Origin of the sequence: Mycobacterium senriense, from assembly GCF_019668465.1 — a bacterium.
Lineage (GTDB): Bacteria > Actinomycetota > Actinomycetes > Mycobacteriales > Mycobacteriaceae > Mycobacterium > Mycobacterium senriense.
In genome coordinates this window covers 252,798-268,303 of the sequence record NZ_AP024828.1, presented here as the reverse complement: position 1 = coordinate 268,303, position 15,506 = coordinate 252,798, and the positions used below count along the sequence as shown (strand labels likewise).

At 67.0% G+C, this 15,506-nt stretch carries 14 protein-coding genes; 8 read left to right on the top strand and 6 right to left on the bottom strand.

Annotation, left to right across the window (positions count from 1 at the left end; translation table 11 throughout):
- Window positions 1–91: 91 nt before the first annotated feature.
- Window positions 92–667, top strand: coding sequence for a nucleotidyltransferase family protein (locus MTY59_RS01345; RefSeq protein WP_221044085.1), 576 nt, complete (start codon window positions 92–94; stop codon window positions 665–667).
- Here MTY59_RS01345 and MTY59_RS01340 read toward each other — a convergent pair.
- Window positions 664–921: a DUF7218 family protein gene (locus MTY59_RS01340; protein WP_065030913.1), complete on the bottom strand. Its 258-nt coding sequence runs from the start codon at window positions 919–921 to the stop codon at window positions 664–666. The genes MTY59_RS01345 and MTY59_RS01340 overlap by 4 nt on opposite strands.
- A 74-nt stretch (window positions 922–995) precedes the next feature.
- Entirely contained in the window at window positions 996–3,098 is a 2,103-nt protein-coding gene (locus tag MTY59_RS01335; RefSeq protein ID WP_221044084.1) for a catalase, read from the bottom strand.
- Between the two features lie 103 nt (window positions 3,099–3,201).
- Between MTY59_RS01335 and MTY59_RS01330 the strand changes: the two genes are divergently transcribed.
- The 4 genes from MTY59_RS01330 to MTY59_RS01315 all read left to right on the top strand — a co-directional run bounded on the left by MTY59_RS01330 (window position 3,202) and on the right by MTY59_RS01315 (window position 6,598).
- A complete protein-coding gene (locus tag MTY59_RS01330; protein ID WP_221044083.1) occupies window positions 3,202–3,387 on the top strand; it encodes a hypothetical protein in 186 nt (61 codons plus the stop codon).
- Window positions 3,380–4,138, top strand: coding sequence for an STAS domain-containing protein (locus MTY59_RS01325; protein ID WP_221044082.1), 759 nt, complete (start codon window positions 3,380–3,382; stop codon window positions 4,136–4,138). The genes MTY59_RS01330 and MTY59_RS01325 overlap by 8 nt, the downstream gene beginning before the upstream one ends.
- Before the next feature lie 164 nt (window positions 4,139–4,302).
- On the top strand, window positions 4,303–5,469 hold the full coding sequence (locus tag MTY59_RS01320; RefSeq protein WP_221044081.1) for a glycosyltransferase: 1,167 nt from the start codon (window positions 4,303–4,305) through the stop codon (window positions 5,467–5,469).
- 106 nt (window positions 5,470–5,575) lie between these two features.
- Window positions 5,576–6,598, top strand: coding sequence for an AraC family transcriptional regulator (locus MTY59_RS01315; RefSeq protein ID WP_221046197.1), 1,023 nt, complete (start codon window positions 5,576–5,578; stop codon window positions 6,596–6,598).
- Between the two features lie 11 nt (window positions 6,599–6,609).
- On the opposite strand, the gene MTY59_RS01310 is transcribed toward MTY59_RS01315, so the two are convergent.
- Window positions 6,610–7,998: a flavin monoamine oxidase family protein gene (locus tag MTY59_RS01310; RefSeq protein WP_221044080.1), complete on the bottom strand. Its 1,389-nt coding sequence runs from the start codon at window positions 7,996–7,998 to the stop codon at window positions 6,610–6,612.
- A 120-nt stretch (window positions 7,999–8,118) separates the two neighbouring features.
- Here MTY59_RS01310 and MTY59_RS01305 point away from each other — a divergent pair, with 120 nt between their 5' ends.
- Entirely contained in the window at window positions 8,119–9,084 is a 966-nt protein-coding gene (locus MTY59_RS01305; RefSeq protein ID WP_221044079.1) for an alpha/beta fold hydrolase, read from the top strand.
- Here the strand turns inward: MTY59_RS01305 and MTY59_RS01300 are convergent.
- Window positions 9,079–10,425 carry a flavin monoamine oxidase family protein gene (locus MTY59_RS01300; protein ID WP_221044078.1) on the bottom strand — a complete coding sequence of 449 codons (1,347 nt, stop codon included), beginning with the start codon at window positions 10,423–10,425 and terminating at the stop codon, window positions 9,079–9,081. The genes MTY59_RS01305 and MTY59_RS01300 overlap by 6 nt on opposite strands.
- Before the next feature lie 211 nt (window positions 10,426–10,636).
- On the opposite strand from MTY59_RS01300, the gene MTY59_RS01295 reads away from it, so the two are divergent.
- On the top strand, window positions 10,637–11,875 hold the full coding sequence (locus tag MTY59_RS01295) for an MFS transporter (protein WP_221046196.1): 1,239 nt from the start codon (window positions 10,637–10,639) through the stop codon (window positions 11,873–11,875).
- A complete protein-coding gene (locus tag MTY59_RS01290) occupies window positions 11,872–13,239 on the top strand; it encodes an LLM class flavin-dependent oxidoreductase (protein ID WP_221044077.1) in 1,368 nt (455 codons plus the stop codon). The genes MTY59_RS01295 and MTY59_RS01290 overlap by 4 nt, the downstream gene beginning before the upstream one ends.
- Before the next feature lies 1 nt (window position 13,240).
- On the opposite strand, the gene MTY59_RS01285 is transcribed toward MTY59_RS01290, so the two are convergent.
- Together MTY59_RS01285 and MTY59_RS01280 are read right to left on the bottom strand one after the other, a co-directional pair.
- The gene (locus MTY59_RS01285) at window positions 13,241–14,356 is read right to left on the bottom strand and encodes an Rv3169 family protein (RefSeq protein WP_221044076.1); all 1,116 of its coding nucleotides are present in this window, start codon (window positions 14,354–14,356) and stop codon (window positions 13,241–13,243) included.
- Window positions 14,356–15,492 carry a phosphotransferase family protein gene (locus MTY59_RS01280; RefSeq protein WP_221044075.1) on the bottom strand — a complete coding sequence of 379 codons (1,137 nt, stop codon included), beginning with the start codon at window positions 15,490–15,492 and terminating at the stop codon, window positions 14,356–14,358. The genes MTY59_RS01285 and MTY59_RS01280 overlap by 1 nt, the downstream gene beginning before the upstream one ends.
- Window positions 15,493–15,506: the final 14 nt, after the last annotated feature.

Genomic DNA, 15,506 nt, shown 5'->3' with positions numbered 1-15,506 from the left:
AATCCGAGATTTCCCAACTGACCAGAAATTAAACGGCCGTAGAACCCGTGCCAGGTTGCCGCCGCCACAGGCCGGGTATGACGTAGGCACCATGGCAGCCACCCAAGCCCAACCCGACGCGCCCGGGTGCAACCCGCGCTTGCGCCGCGCGCTGCGTTGCGCGGCGTCGGCGCTCAAGGAGAACGGACCACGTTTCGCGCTGGCCGGCAGCTACGCGTTATGGGCCTACGGCGCACCGGAACCCAGCCACGACGTGGATCTGGTGGTGACGGAATCCGACGTTGAAGCGGCCGTGGCGACCCTGACGAACGCGGGTTTCGCTATCGAGCGTCCGCCGGAGGACTGGCTGTTCAAGGCTCGTATCGCCGACACGCTGGTCGACGTTCTGCACCGGCTCAACGGCATACCGGTCGGCGCCGAAACCCTGGACCACGCCGAACAGCACGAGGTGCTGGCCATCCACATGCCGGTACTGCCGCCGACCATGGTGCTGGTGCAGCAGCTGCGAGCGCTGAACGAACACTACTGCGACTTCGCCAGATTGCTGCCGGCGGTGCGCGCGGTGCGCGAACGGCTGGACTGGCAAACCATCAGAACGCTGACCGCCGACAACGATTACGCGGTCGCGTTCCTGGTACTGGCCGACCGGCTCGGCCTCATCGGTTAGTGGTTGCGCAGTTTTGCCACGAGCTTGTCTTTTGTCAGGCTTGAATAGCCCGACATGCCAAGCTCTTTGGCCCGCTTCTTGAGTTCGGGAACGGTCCAGTCCTGATACGACCCGGATTTGCCGCCCCGGCGGGCAACCTTTGACTTACCCTGCCCGGCGGCCGCGTTCGAAATCCGCGCGGCCTTTTCCTTCGAGTCGCCCTTCTTCCGCAAATCTTGGTACAACTTTTCGTTCTTGATCGACGAGCGTGGCATTATTCATCCTCCTGTGCACGATGAGACGCCCTAACTCTCCGGGTGCCCGCCCCGGGCGCATAAAAAACCACGTCCTAGGCGGGAACCGGGTCTGTGCGCCGCTCCCAGCACCGATGCCGGGCGAGAGCGGCGGCGAATTCCTCGACGAAGCGGTCCGGCAACTCGTCGGCCGCGGCCTTGGTGGTGATGACGGATTGATCGTTGAGCACGTCGGTGTCCTCGGCCAGCCGGTTGGTGACTTTGGCCGTGCGCAGCAGGTCAACACCCGCACCATAGGCGCCGATCGGCTTCAGGTGTTTGTAGGCCTCGGTCACGAAGTGCACGGCGTAGCCGTCATTGGACAAAGTCGACACAGACCGCGGCCCGCACGCCACCACGACGGCGTCGTAGAGGACCGACGCCATCGACGTGAACGACCGGTCCACGGGCAGCTCGCCGCCGGATCCGCCCTCCAATGTGCCGCCGGCCACCGGGGCCAACACCTCGACCATCGCGCCGCGCTCGCCCATCTGCTCGATGAAGCGCTGAGTTCCCACCACGTCGACACCATCGGCGGCCAGGACCGCGATCTTGCGCGAGGCGATGGTGTCGCTGACACCGATCTGGGACAGTGCGGGCGACGTGGCCACCTTGTCATCCACCGGCTGCTCGGGTGGCTCGGGCAGGCCGAGTTTCGCCGCCACCTGTGCGGCCAGCCCGCCGTCCACCCGCGCGAGTTGTTCCACTACGGCCGAACGGATCTCGGGCATCTCGACCTTGCCGAGCTCGAAGGCGAACGCGGCGACGATGTGTTCGGCTTCGACCGGCGACATGCTCTGCCAGAACATTCGCGCCTGACTGTAGTGGTCCTCAAACGACTTGGCCCGCTTGCGCATTGCCTGCCCATCCATCCGCTCGGTGTAGTGGCGGAATACGTTCTCGTCGGCCAGTGCCGGGCAGCCCCCGCCGATGCTGTTCTTGAAATAGCTGGTGCGGCCCTGCGGGATCGTGTGTTGTCCGTAGCCGTCGTGCTGGTTGGTCCGGACCTCGGCCACCGGCCGGTTGATCGGCAGTTGCGCAAAGTTGGGACCTCCCAGCCGGATCAGTTGGGTGTCCAGATAGGAGAAGTTGCGGAACTGCAGCAGCGGATCGTTCGTGAAGTCGATGCCGGGAACCACGTTGGCGGTGTGGAACGCCACCTGCTCGGTCTCGGCGAAGAAGTTGTCCGGGTTGCGGTTCAATACCATCTTGCCCACCGGCCGGACCGGAACCTGTTCCTCGGGAATGATCTTCGTCGCGTCGAGGAGATCGAAATCGAACTTGAACTCGTCGGCCTCGGCGACGAGTTGCACGCCGAGTTCCCACTCCGGATACTGGCCCGACTCGATGGCCTCCCACAGATCGCGGCGGTTGTAGTCGGGATCCTTGCCGGCGATCTTCTGACATTCGTCCCAGATCAGCGAGTGCACACCGAGCCGCGGCTTCCAGTGGAACTTCACGAAAGTCCCTTCGCCGCTGCTGTTTACCAGCCGAAAGGTGTGCACGCCGAAACCCTGCATCATGCGGTAGCTGCGCGGCAGCGCCCGGTCGGACATCAGCCACATGATGGTGTGCAGGGTCTCGGGTTGCAGCGACACGAAGTCCCACAGCGTGTCGTGGGCCGACTGCGCCTGGGGGATCTCGTTGTGCGGCTCGGGTTTCACCGCGTGCACGAAGTCGGGAAACTTGATGCCGTCCTGAATGAAGAAAACCGGGAAGTTGTTGCCTACCAGGTCGTAATTGCCCTGTTCGGTGTAGAACTTGGTGGCAAACCCGCGCACGTCGCGGACCGTGTCCGCCGATCCGCGCGAGCCCGCCACCGTGGAGAACCGGACGAACACCGGAGTATGAACATCCGGTGTGGTCAGGAATTTCGCCGCGGTGTAATCCGCCAGCCAGTCGTCATACGGCTCGAAATAACCGTAAGCGCCGGCTCCGCGCGCATGCACCACGCGCTCCGGAATGCGTTCGTGGTCGAAGTGGGTGATCTTCTCGCGGGCATGGAAGTCTTCCAGCAGGGTCGGTCCCCGCTCTCCTACGGTCAGCGAATCGTCGGTGTGGTCGACGCGAACGCCCTGCTGCGTAGTGAGGTATCCGGTGTCGCGGCGGAACCGCGCTGGCTCCAGATCGCGCTGTTTCGGGTTCTGATCGGTGGCCATGCGGAGTGGAGTACCACCGGCCATTCGAGGCAAACGCGGCGTAGTTGCGCATCTACTCGTCGGCCATCGGATTACCCACCATCGACGGGGGTAGTCGAAAAACGTGAATCAGACGGCTGAGGTCGGCGCCCTGCAATGCGTCGTAGCAATGAAGGTGGTCGCAAAGACCGGAACCGGGCCACTCTTCCGGCGCTACACGGCAATCGCGGAAGAGGCCGAACGCACGCTGGCCTCGCTCAGCGAGCGGTTCTCGAGCACCGCGCAGCAACGGGATGATCCCGATGAATGAGGTCAAACCCGTGATTCAGATTCACCGGGAATCCCACCAGGACCTACCAATCCTGACGGTGGAGGGCGTGCTCGACAGCTCCACCTATCGAACCGTCCGCGACACCGTCATCCAGGCCGCAATCGACGAACCCGCCGCGGTGATCGTTGATATCAACCGCCTGCACGCACCCTCCGCGTCGGCATGGACGGTATTCACCAGTGCCCGCTGGCACGTCAGCGTCTGGCCCGACGTGCCGATCCTGGTGGTGTGCGCCGAACCACAGCTGCAGCGGGAGATCAGCACAGTGGGCGTCACGAGGTATGTGCCGATACATTCCACCCGGGAGCTTGCCCTGGACGCCGTGGGGAGCCAGTCGAAGCGGGTCCGGCGCCGGGCTCGCACCAGCCTGGCGCGAAACATCAGCAGCCTCGAGATCGCGCGCAGGGTGATCGCCGAATGGCTCACCCAATGGGGCATCCGCGAGATGATCCCGATTGCGGCCACCTTGGCCACCGTGCTCGTCGAAAACGTCTTCGACCACACGCAGAGCGCACCGGTGTTGATCGTGGAGAGCTATCAGGACGCCGTTACCGTCGCGGTCGAGGACAGCAGCGCACATCTGCCGGGGCGGCACGAAGACAGCGAGTTTGGGGCGAACATCGTCTCCGGGCTGGCCATCGTCGCCGCTCTTAGCCGGGCGTGGGGAGCGAGTCCGACGTTATCGGGCAAAACGGTCTGGGCCCTGATCGGCCGAGAAAACCGCTTCTGAGTTCGCAAGCGGCGGTGCGCTGCCGCTGATGGAGGTCGTGGGGTCCATTGGAACCGGCCACGGACGTCAGCATCCGGCCCGGTTCGCGCCCGTTTCGCGGGTACCGGACAGGGTATGCCACCTGGTATTAGCGGGTCGACGATGGCGCGCGGAGGGAATTGCAGTTGAAGATTGCGATTGTCAGCGGCGATGACGTTGTCGGGGACGACCCGCAGCAGCTGGGTGCCGCGCTGGCGAGCCAGGGACACGACGTGACGGTCTGTCTCCGGCGCGCGGGTCGGCGCTCGGCACAGGCAGCCGCCGTCGGCAACTACCGGCGCCTGTCGGTTCCGGTTGGCCCGCGCAAGACCGCATCATCGGTTGAGGTGCTGCCCTACGTGGGCGAGTGGGCCGCCAAGCTCGAGCGGGCCTGGTCAGCGGAGCAACCCGACGTCGTGCACGCCTATGGCTGGCTGGCCGGCTTGGCTGCTCAGCTGGCCGGTCGCCGTCGGCGCATTCCCGTCGTGCAGACGTTCCTGGGGCTGGCCGCGACATCGGGTGCTCATGCCGACGCCGGCCACGACAGCGAACTCGAGCGCATCGAACCGCTGTTGGCGCGCAGCGCGGGCTGGGTGACGGGCGAGAGCAGCGACGACGTCGACGCTCTGGCCCGGCTGCGTCATCGCCGGACCGGGGTGTCCGCCTTGACCTGCGGCGTAGACGCCGAGCGGTATGTCCCGACGGGTCCGGCGGTCTCGCGCAACGGCCTGCATCGTATCCTGTGTGTGGCACCGAATCCCCTGTGGCGCAACGGTATCGATATCGCAATCCGCACCGTGCCCAGGGTGCGTGGTGCGGAGCTGGTGATTGCCGAGAATGATGCAAGAAACGCCGACCACAATGACGCGCGGGCCCGGTTGCGTCGTCTCGCGAAAGATCTGGGTGTGGCCGACCGCGTCACCTTTGCCGGCACGGTCACCGATGACGAACTGCCAAAACTGATCCGCTCCGCCGACGTCGTGGTGTGCACTCCCCGCGAACCGCCCCGTGCCACCACCGTGTTACAAGCCATGGCCACCGGGGTGGCCGTGGCCGTGGCCACGGTGGGCGTGCTGGCCGATGTCGTGCTCGACGACATCACCGGGCTCATGCTGTCGCCGGAGGATCCCGTCGGATTGGCTGCGGCGTTGAGAAGGTTGCTCTCCCAGAGCTTTCAATGCGAAAGCATGGGCGCGGCGGGCCGCAGTCGCGCCGTGTCACGCTTTGCTTGGGACCGAATAGCGCTTGATGCGATGAATATCTACGGCAGCATCGGGTCGCCAGATCGGGCACCGATTGGTGCGGCGCGGTGATGCGGGCGCCCGTGGTCTTCACTGAGAGGCGGCCATGACCACCGCGGCGAGCGGGATCCACGGCAAGGGCCCCGAGCTGGTCATCGATTCCTACGGCGAAACACCCATGGGGACTCGGTCCGATTTTCGCCCGTCCCGTCCTGTGCGCGTAGCGGATGCCGAGCATGGATTGCGCCCGGACGCCGTGCAATACAAGCAGTTTCGTACCGCCGATGCGCATGAGGCACGTCGATTCTTTGCCGGCGCGTATCAGCCGGGCTGGCGACTCGCCGCGCTTGGCAATCACGTTGTGGTGTCACACCGGCGCAGTGACGCGGGCTCGATGACAGTCGACGAGGTGATGATCCAGGGACGTGTGACGCTCGAGATTCCGGCGGCCGACACCGTCGTCGTGATCCAGCCGTGCGCCGGGTCGTTGAGTGTCGCGGGCGGTCCCGTGGCGACCGCGGACTTCCCGATCCTCGCCGCCGACGGAATGTCTTGCGTATTGCACTGCAACGGTGCGCGTTTCGTGGTGGTGACGGTCGACGCGGACGTGCTGCACAAGGTCGCCGCTGACTGGCACACGTCGTTGGTTCAACAGACCCGTTTCATGAATTGGCGGCCGCGTTCCCGTGCGGCCGTGCGGGCTTGGCACCGAGCGCTGGACTATGTGGTGGCCACCCTGGCATCAGCCGACACCGCCCAGCAGCCGCTGATCGCCGCGGGCATGGCCAACCTGCTGGCCGGTGCGGTGCTCGAGTGTTACCCGTCCAACCTCACCGAACAGGATCCGGCCGGCGATCTCACGGTGCCCGACACCCTCAGGGAGGCGGTGTCTTTCATCCACCGCCACACCTCCGAGGACATCGGCATCAACGATGTCGCGGACGCCGTGCATCTGACGCCCCGGGCGGTCCAGTACCTGTTCCGTCGTCAGCTCGACACGACGCCGACGGAGTACATGCGTCATGTGCGGCTCGGCCACGCCCATCAAGAGCTGGTGGCAGCAACCCCGGCAGCATCCACCGTCACCGAAATCGCCCAGCGGTGGGGCTTCGCGCATACCGGCCGGTTCGCGGTGCTCTACCGCCAGACCTACGGCCAGAGCCCGCACACCACGCTGAGGCAGCAGGCTCCGCCATCCTGATCCAGGCCGGGTCACCCGTTCAGTTTGTGCAGCAGTTGGTTCGCGGCGTAGCGGCCGCTGACCAGCGCACCCGTCACCGTGGACGGATTGTCGACGCCCACAGCTTCGCCCGCCAGATAAAGCCGGTCGCCGACCGGTTGCTGCAGACGGCGCCGGTCGTCCAGGCCGGAGCCGGGCGGGTGAAACGAATATGCACCCAGCGCGTACGGGTCGAGGGTCCAGTTCGACGTCCGCACATCCGTCAGCGCCACGTTGTCGCCGAAGAGCCGGCGGGCCACCGGTAGCGCGCCGGCCAGCAGATCCTTGGGTGCGCAGGATTCCACGAATCGTCCCCGCTCGCCGCCGTGGAAGGCCACGGCGATGGGAACGGTGGTGCTCGGCAAGGTGAACCACTGCGACCACAGCCCGCCTTCGGGCCCGATGTGCTGATAGAAGGCGTTGTCTGCCTTCCACGTTCGTCGATCGAAGCGAAAGAAGCTCTTGGACAACGCCCCGAAGCCCAACGCCCGCACGGCCTGGTCATGCCCATCGGGCAGCGGCGGATCGAAGGCGATCGCACCGGATTTCAGCACGCCGAGGGGAACCGTCACGATTGCGGCGGGCCCCTGAAACGATCTGTTTTTGGTCCGCACGATGACGGCACCGTCACGCTGCGCGATCGCGGTGACCGGCGAGTTGAGCTCGATGGCAAGTCCGTCGGCGAGCGATTTCGGCAGGGCGTCATAGCCGTTCGTGATGACGTCGTGGTCACCGCCGGCGTAGTCACCCTTGTCAAAGCTGCCCGCCGAGAGCTGGTTCGCGTCGGCGGCGTATTCGTCCTCGATCTCGGTGGTGAGGTAGAACGCCAGCTGCGTGCGATCGGCCGCGGACAACCGTGCGTTGTCGGCGGCGGCTTGCACGGCGGCGCCCAGACTCCCCGCGCCGGCCTGACCGCGCGCCCGCTCGACAAACGATCGCCAGGTCGCGCTGTGGTAATCCAGCGGCGCCACGGCGGGATCCACCGCGAGCTCGGCCCACCCGTAGTAGTCGGTGCTGATCAGCTGGGCCCGTGCCCGCCGGGCCAGCTCGGTCAGCGGGTTTTCCGTCGTGCCGTGAATCCACGACGCACCCAGTTCCAGGGGCGTGCCCCAGTCGCGGTCGGTACACACCCTGCCGCCGATGCGGCCGCGGGCTTCGATGACGCGCACCGGCCGTCCGGCGTCGGCAAGGCTGCGGGCGGCGGACAGACCCGCCATCCCGGCGCCGACGACGAGGATCGCCGCGGTGTCCGGCGGCGGGGGCGCATCGGACGGGCGCTCGCCCGCGCGCGTCGGTGGGTTCGACACGCAGGCGGCCGTCAGCCCACCGCCGGCCACGCCGGTCGCGGCCGCGAAAAATGCCCGACGCGATAAGCCCGACACGGGTGTAAGCGTCTCATAAGAATCGTTTGCCGGATTTCGGCAAAAGCGAACCGAACTTCGGCCTAAAATCGTCTCATCCTTAGCTGCGGCAATGGGGCCGCGTTGGAGGGGGGAGCGGTGATGAGTGCTCGACGATCGGCTCGCCCAGTTGACCCGTTCCCCGACAAGTTGCCGCCGAGTGAGACGGTGTCGGTCCGGGCCCCCGACGGCACCCGGCTGCACGTCGAGGTGTTCGGGCCGCCCGAGGGTTATCCGATCGTCTTGACCCACGGCATTACCTGCGCGATCCGGGCGTGGGCCTATCAGATCGCCGACCTGTCCAACGACTACCGGGTGATCGCGTTCGATCATCGCGGCCACGGCAGAAGCGGCGTGCCGCGACCCAAGGAATACAGCCTCAAACACCTTGCCTCCGACCTGGATTCGGTGCTCGATGCGACCCTGGCGCCACACGAGCGGGCCGTGATCGCCGGTCACTCGATGGGCGGCATCACCATCGCCGCGTGGTCTGAGCGCTACCGCCACAAGGTTGCCCGGCGCGCCGACGCCGTCGCGCTGATCAACACTACGACCGGAGATCTGATCCGACGGGTGCAATTGCTGCCGGCGCCGTACGGGTTGTCCGCGGCACGAGTTCTCGCCGGGCGCGCCTTGATCAACGCGTTCGGTGGCTTCCCGGTCCCCGGCGCCGCCCGCATCCCGAGCCGGTACGTGGTGGCGATGCTGGCCACCGGGCGAGACGCCGATCCGAGCATCGCCAGGCTCGTCTACGAGCTCTTCGAGCAGACATCACCGGCGGGGCGGGCCGGCTGCGCGAGGGCGCTGGTCATGTCGCTGGGGTCGCGGTATCTCAACCTGGACGGCCTGACCGTGCCGACGTTGGTCATCGGCAGCGAACGCGACCGCCTGACCCCCATCAGCCAGTCGCGCAGGATCGCACGCACCGCACCCAACCTGATCGAGCTGGTCGAGCTGCCCGGCGGGCACTGCTCGATGTTGGAACACCCGCGCGAGGTGAATCGTCAGTTGCGCGCACTCGCCGAGACGGCCATGCACAACGCCGCCACCCGCCGGATCAGTTCATAGCAGGGCGGTGATCTCGGCGGCCGCGCGCTGTCCGGAGCGGATCGCCCCGTCGAGGAACCCGGTCCACTCGTCTGCGGTTTCGGTGCCCGCCCAGTGAATCGGCCCGACAGGTTCGCGCAGCCACGGCCCGAACCGGGTCCACGACCCCGGCGGTACCGCGGCGGTGGGGCCGCCAGGCGCGAATTCCTCCACGCCCCAACGATGATCGACGTAGTCCAGGGGTTTGAGCGCGTCATCACCGAAAAGCGTTGCGAAGCAGCGCAACGCGTCGCGGCGACGCTGATCGCTGGGCAGTGAGTCGAACGCGCGGGCGTCGACAAAACCCATCAGGATGCCGGGACCGTCCGGGTGCGGACTGACGTCGAAGGTGATGAAAACCGGGCCCTCGTCGGACAGCGCCTGCCCGGAAAATCCGTTGGTCCGCCAGAACGGCGTGGAATAGGCCGCGTACGCCTTGCTGAGCCGGCCCTGCGGCCAATGCCGGGCGAGTTGTTCGTACTCGGCGGGCAGCGGGGGAGTGAACTCGATCGAGGCGCGATGGGCCGGCGGGATGGCGACGATGACGAAGCCGGCCTCGGTCTCGCCGACATCGGTCGTGACGGTGACGCCCGCGCCGTGGCGCTCGATTCGACGCACCGGGGCATTGAGCACCACCCGGGTGCCCAGCTCGGCTGCCGCGGCCTCGGCGATCTGTTGGGTGCCACCGGGGAAGCGGTCCTGTTGGGCACCGTCCTGGACGTCGAGCAGCCGGTCCAGGCCGCCGGCCGCGTGCGCGTAGCGGGCGGCGTGCAGCATCGACACGTCGTCGGGTTCACATCCCCAGGTCACCCGCGCCACGATCGCCAGCAGGTCGTGTGAGGAGGCGGTTGCCCGCACCGAGCGCAACCAGCCGCCGAGCGACAGGCCGTCGAGCTCGCGCGCCCGGCGGGCGTCCCACGGCGCCGCCAGCGGGATGCCGCGCGCGATCCTGTCGAACTGCCACCGCAGCCGGCCGATGTCCAGCAGCCCCGTCAGCGAAAGCTTGGGGATGGTGCCGTGATACGCGTGGGTCCACCCGCGCCAATGGATGAGATTCTTGCCGTCGTGGTGCGTCGGGGTGGTAGGGACGTCGAGTTCGGCGGCCATCGCCAAGACGGCGTCCTGGGTCGGCCCGACGAAAGTGCCGCCCAGATCCGCGGGCAATCCGGCGACGCTGCCGGTCAGCGACCGTCCGCCGACCCGGTCGCGACCCTCGAAAACCACCACGTCATGGCCCTGTTGATACAGCTCGCGCGCCGCGGCGAGTCCGGCAAAGCCCGCACCGACCACGACAACGTCGACAATCCGCGGGGGTTTTGACACGCGGTCCAGTGAACCGCATTTCCCCGGTTTTCACGGCAATTTCTGCAAGCTGACTGCCGAATCGCTGGGCGTTTCGCATCACCGCGATGGCAAACGTATGCCGACCCGGGCATGTTAATTACGCTGCGACCACGTGATTTCCACCAGTTTTGCCGGTCCGGCGCCGGTCGCCGGCAGCACACCCCACCTGCGAACCGTGGCTCTGGGCAGCATGATCGGGACCACCATCGAGTGGTATGACTTCTACCTGTACGCGACCGCGTCTGCGCTGGTCTTCAAACCGCTTTTCTTCCCCAACATCTCACCGACCGCGGGGACGTTGGCCGCGTTCGCCACCTATGCCGCCGGATTCGGGGCCCGACCCCTTGGCGCGGTGCTGTCCGGGCACTTCGGCGACCGGTTGGGCCGTAAAGCGGTTCTGGTGGGCGCGTTGGTCGTGATGGGGTTGGTCACCACCTTGATCGGAGTGTTGCCGACTTATGCCGAGGCAGGGCTGCCGGCGCCGGCCCTGCTGGCGTCGCTGCGTGTGCTGCAGGGTCTCGCCGTGGGCGCCGAATGGGGTGGCGCCGCGGTACTCTCGGTGGAGCATGCACCGCCCGATCGTCGCGGATTGTTCGGCAGCTTCACGCAGCTGGGATCGCCGGCCGGCATGCTGCTGGCGACCTCGGTGTTCTTTCTCGCCCGCGGGGCCACCGGACCCACCGCGTTCCTGGTATACGGATGGCGAATCCCGTTCCTGCTCAGCGTCTTTCTGGTAGGAATAGGCCTGTTCGTCCGGCTCAGGCTGACCGACGCCGAGATCTTCGACCGGGTCAAGGCGCGTGACGAGCTGGCCCGGCTGCCGATAGTCGAAGTGCTGCGCACCGATTCGCGCAACGTTGCCATCACCACCGGGTTGCGACTGTCGCAGATCGGGCTTTTCGTGTTGCTGACGACGTATTCACTTACCTATCTGCAGGATTACTTCGGCAAGGGCAGCTCGGTGGGTCTGGTCGCGGTGCTGGTGTCGTCGGCCCTGGGGTTCCTGAGCACACCGGGCTGGGCGTTGCTGTCGGATCGGGTGGGACGGCGGCCACCGTACCTGTTCGGCGCGGTGGCCGGAGTCGTTGCCCTGGTGTTGTTCTTCGTGGCCGCCGGCAGCGGGTCGGTGCTGTGGGTGGTGCTGTCAATCGTGTTCGGCATCAACGTCGTTCACGACGCCATGTACGGGCCCCAGGCGGCCTGGTTCGCCGAACTCTTCGACACCCGGGTGCGCTACAGCGGCGCATCGTTGGGCTATCAGATCGGCGCGGTGCTCTCGGGGGGGTTCGCGCCGTTGATAGCCGCGTCGTTATTGGTGGTCGGGGGCGGCCGGCCGTGGCTGATCGTGGGCTACTTCGCGGTGCTGGCGGCGATCACAGCCGCCGCCGCGTACGCGGCGGGCGAGACACGTGAGGATCATCTCGGATGAGTGCACCGCGAAGGATCTTTCTCAACGCCTTCGACATGGCCTGCGTCGGGCATCAGTCCGCGGGACTGTGGCGCCACCCCGATGACCAGGGCTACCGCTACCGGGAACTGGGCTACTGGACCGAGTTGGCCCGCATCCTGGAGGCCGGCGGGTTCGACGCGCTGTTCCTCGCCGACGTCCTCGGGGTCTACGACGTGTACGGGGCGTCGCGCGACGCGGCGGTCGCCGACGCCGCCCAGTTCCCGGTCAACGACCCGACCGCCGCAGTCTCGGCGATGGCGGCGGTGACCGAGCGGCTGGGCTTCGGCATCACTTTGTCGCTGACCTACGAGCAGCCGTACGCGCTGGCGCGCAGGCTCTCGACACTGGACCACCTTACCGGCGGCCGGGTGGCATGGAACATCGTCACGTCCTATTTAGACAGTGCCGCAAAGAATTTGGGATTTGATGCCCAGATCCCGCACGACCGGCGTTACGAGATCGCCGACGAGTACCTCGAGGTCTGCTACAAGCTGTGGGAGGGCTCGTGGGAGGCCGACGCCGTGGTGCGCGACGCGCAGCGGGGCGTGTTCACCGACCCGGCCAAGGTGCACGACATCGAGCACAAGGGCCGCTATTTCTCGGTGCCCGGCCCGTTCCTGTGTGAACCGTCGCCACAACGCACTCCGGTGCTGTTCCAGGCCGGGGCGTCGCCGCGGGGTGTCCGGTTCGCCGCGGCACACGCCGAGGCGGTCTTCGTCTCGGGGCCGACGCCGCAGGTCGTGTCCGGCCCGGTGGGGGCGCTGCGCGCGGCCGCCGCCGAGCTGGGTCGGGACCCCCGTGCCATCAAGGTGTTCACCATGGTGACCCCGGTGGTCGGCGAGACGCGCGACGAGGCCGTCGCCAAGCTGCGGGACTACCGGCGGTTCGTCAGCCCGGCCGGCGCGCTCGCCCTGTTCGGCGGGTGGACCGGGGTCGACCTGGCCGAGTTCGACCCCGACGATCCGCTGACATATGTCGAGACCGATGCCAACCGCTCGGCGCTGGCGTCGTTCACCACCGCCGCGCCGGAGCGGTCGTGGACCGTGCGGGAGCTGGCCTACGAGATCGGCATCGGCGGCCGCGGGCCAGTGCTGGTGGGTTCGCCGGCCGAGGTGGCTGACGAATTGGAGCGGTGGGTCGACGAGGCCGACGTCGACGGGTTCAATCTGGCCTACGTGACGACCCCGGGTACCTTCGTCGATTTCGCGAAATTCGTTGTCCCCGAGCTGCGCCGGCGGGGACGGGTACTCGGGGAGCAGCCGCGCTGCACCCTGCGCCAACGGCTGGGCGCCCCCGGGCCGCTACTGCCGGCCGACCACCCCGGCGCGAAGTACCGCCGCTGAACTACGGCGCGACCGTCAGCCAATCCTTGAACCCGGACGGGTCGTGTCGGCCCAGCGCGCCGTGCTCGTAGAGGCCCCAGCCCTCGACCGGCTCGCCGTCGCCGTCGCGGCAGACCGCGCGGCCGACGTGGTCGATCACACCGAACCCGGCCCGGCCGATGATGGCCGGGTCGGTCATGTCGTAGGTCAGGCGCTCGGCGAACTTCTCGCCCTTCCACATGCCGTGGATCCAGTCGGAGTCGCCGCCGTAGCCGCCGCCGACGTGAATGGGCACCGGCAGCTTGGACTCGACGTCGAAGTGCACCGGGGTGCCGTCGGGGGCGGTGGCGTCGATCGTCGCGCCGGTCGGGATGCGGGTGCCGGAGCGGTAGTGGATCTTGACCCGCGGCCAGCCCAGCTGCTCGACGCGGCCGTCGCGCCAGATTCGGGTGCAGTCGTTGAGCGACCGGAACCCGTCGGGCTCCTCCTGGATGATCAGTACGATCGCGAAATCGTCGAAGGCCATGGGCACGTACAGCCACCACATGCCCTCGAAGGGCGGGTCGGCGGGCCGTCCCGGGGGCTCAGCCTCGCCGATCGGGCGGATGCCCCAGGACCGGTCGCGGCTGCCCAGCCAGGTGTTGGGGTCGACGGTGATTTCCTCGCCGTCGATGACGAGGTGTCCGCTCCAGCTGCCCAGCTGGGCAAAACGCTGCGCGTCCAGCGTCACCCGGTTGCCCGCCCGCAGGATGTGCGGCTGTTCCTGGACGACGTCGAACAGCCCTTTCCAGGTGAGATCTGCTGCGATGCCTTCGGTTTCGTCGAGGACGACGCGCAGCTGGCGCAGCGGTTCGATGACCTCGACGCGGTAGCCGTTGACGTTCTGGTTGAGCCGGTCCTGGTCGATGGCGTCCGAAACGTGCACGGCGGTCTGGGTGTCCCCGCGCCTGATGAGCAGGAACGCATCCTTGACCCCGAGGTTGGGGTAGTACCCGATGCCGCTGATCACGAAGATGTTCCCGGTGCGGTCGTGGGCGTTGAAGTAGGAGCGGTCGTAGAAGTTGCGGTCCGATGGGCCCGGCCACGCGATCGGCTGGGGAATCTGGTGTACCGGGAACTCGTCGAGTGGTCCGAGCATTACTGGTCCTCTCCGATAAGACGCTTCATCAATCCGGCATGGTAGAACAGCGATTCGACATCGTCGGGCTTCTCGGTCTCGCCGAAGTGCACCCGGCGGGCACCGGTGCGCATGAAGACACAGGCCCACATGACGCCCGAGTACACGTAGAACCAGTGCAGGTCGCCGACTTCGACGCCGGCGAGCCGCGCGTAGGTGGCCCGCACGTCCTCCTCGCGCATCACCCCGGGCAGCCCCGGCAAGGTCGCCAACCCGGCGAGTTCTTGAAAGACCATGTGCGCGAAGATCATCCACGCCACGTCCAGCTCGCGTGGTCCTAACGTGACCATCTCCCAGTCCAGCACCGCCACCGGGCGGAAGTCGTTGTACAGCACGTTGCCCACCCGGGCATCGCCCCACAGCAGTACCGGCTCGGCGGCGGCCGCCTCGTCCGGCCAGTTGGCTTCCAGCCAGTCGAAAGTTCGCTCCAGCAGCGGTGATCGCCCGATGTCGGGGACCGCGAAGTCGTACCAGGAGCGCACCCAGATGAAGTGCTTGCGCATCGCGGTGTCCCCGGCCTGACCCTTGGTGAGGAAGCCAAACATGCTCTGCGCGTTCGGAATCGAGTGCAGCTTGGCCAGCACGCCGACGGTTGCGTCCTGCAGTTCGCGTTGCCGCTCGGCGGGCGCGTCCGCGAACCAGTTGCCACCGAACGTGTACGGCATGACGTCGGGCGGCACCTCACCGGCGACGTAGTCCATCACGAAGAACGGTGTGCCGAGGACGTCGCCGGTGTTCTCCAGCCAGCGCACCCTGGGCACGGGCACGTCGGTCAACTCGCCGACTTGGCGGATGACGTCGAATTGGTGGTCGAGCCGGTACGTGGGGAAGACCTGCACGTCCTCGGCGGCGGGCGCGACTCGGGTCACGAGCTTCTGCTCGATCGGCTCGCCGTCCTGCTGCCAGCGCGCGGTCAGAATGATGGTCTCCGACGACATGCCGGTCGAGTCCACGCCGCTTTCCACCGTCACCTCGGGTTGTGCGGCGTTCGGCAGTACGGTGGAGAGCCAGCGTGACATCACCGTCGGCAACGTCGTGACGTCACGGCTGGAGCGCTGGAGCCGGCCGACGTTGTCGACCGCGGGTTCTGCTGGCATAAGGTGCCTCCTTC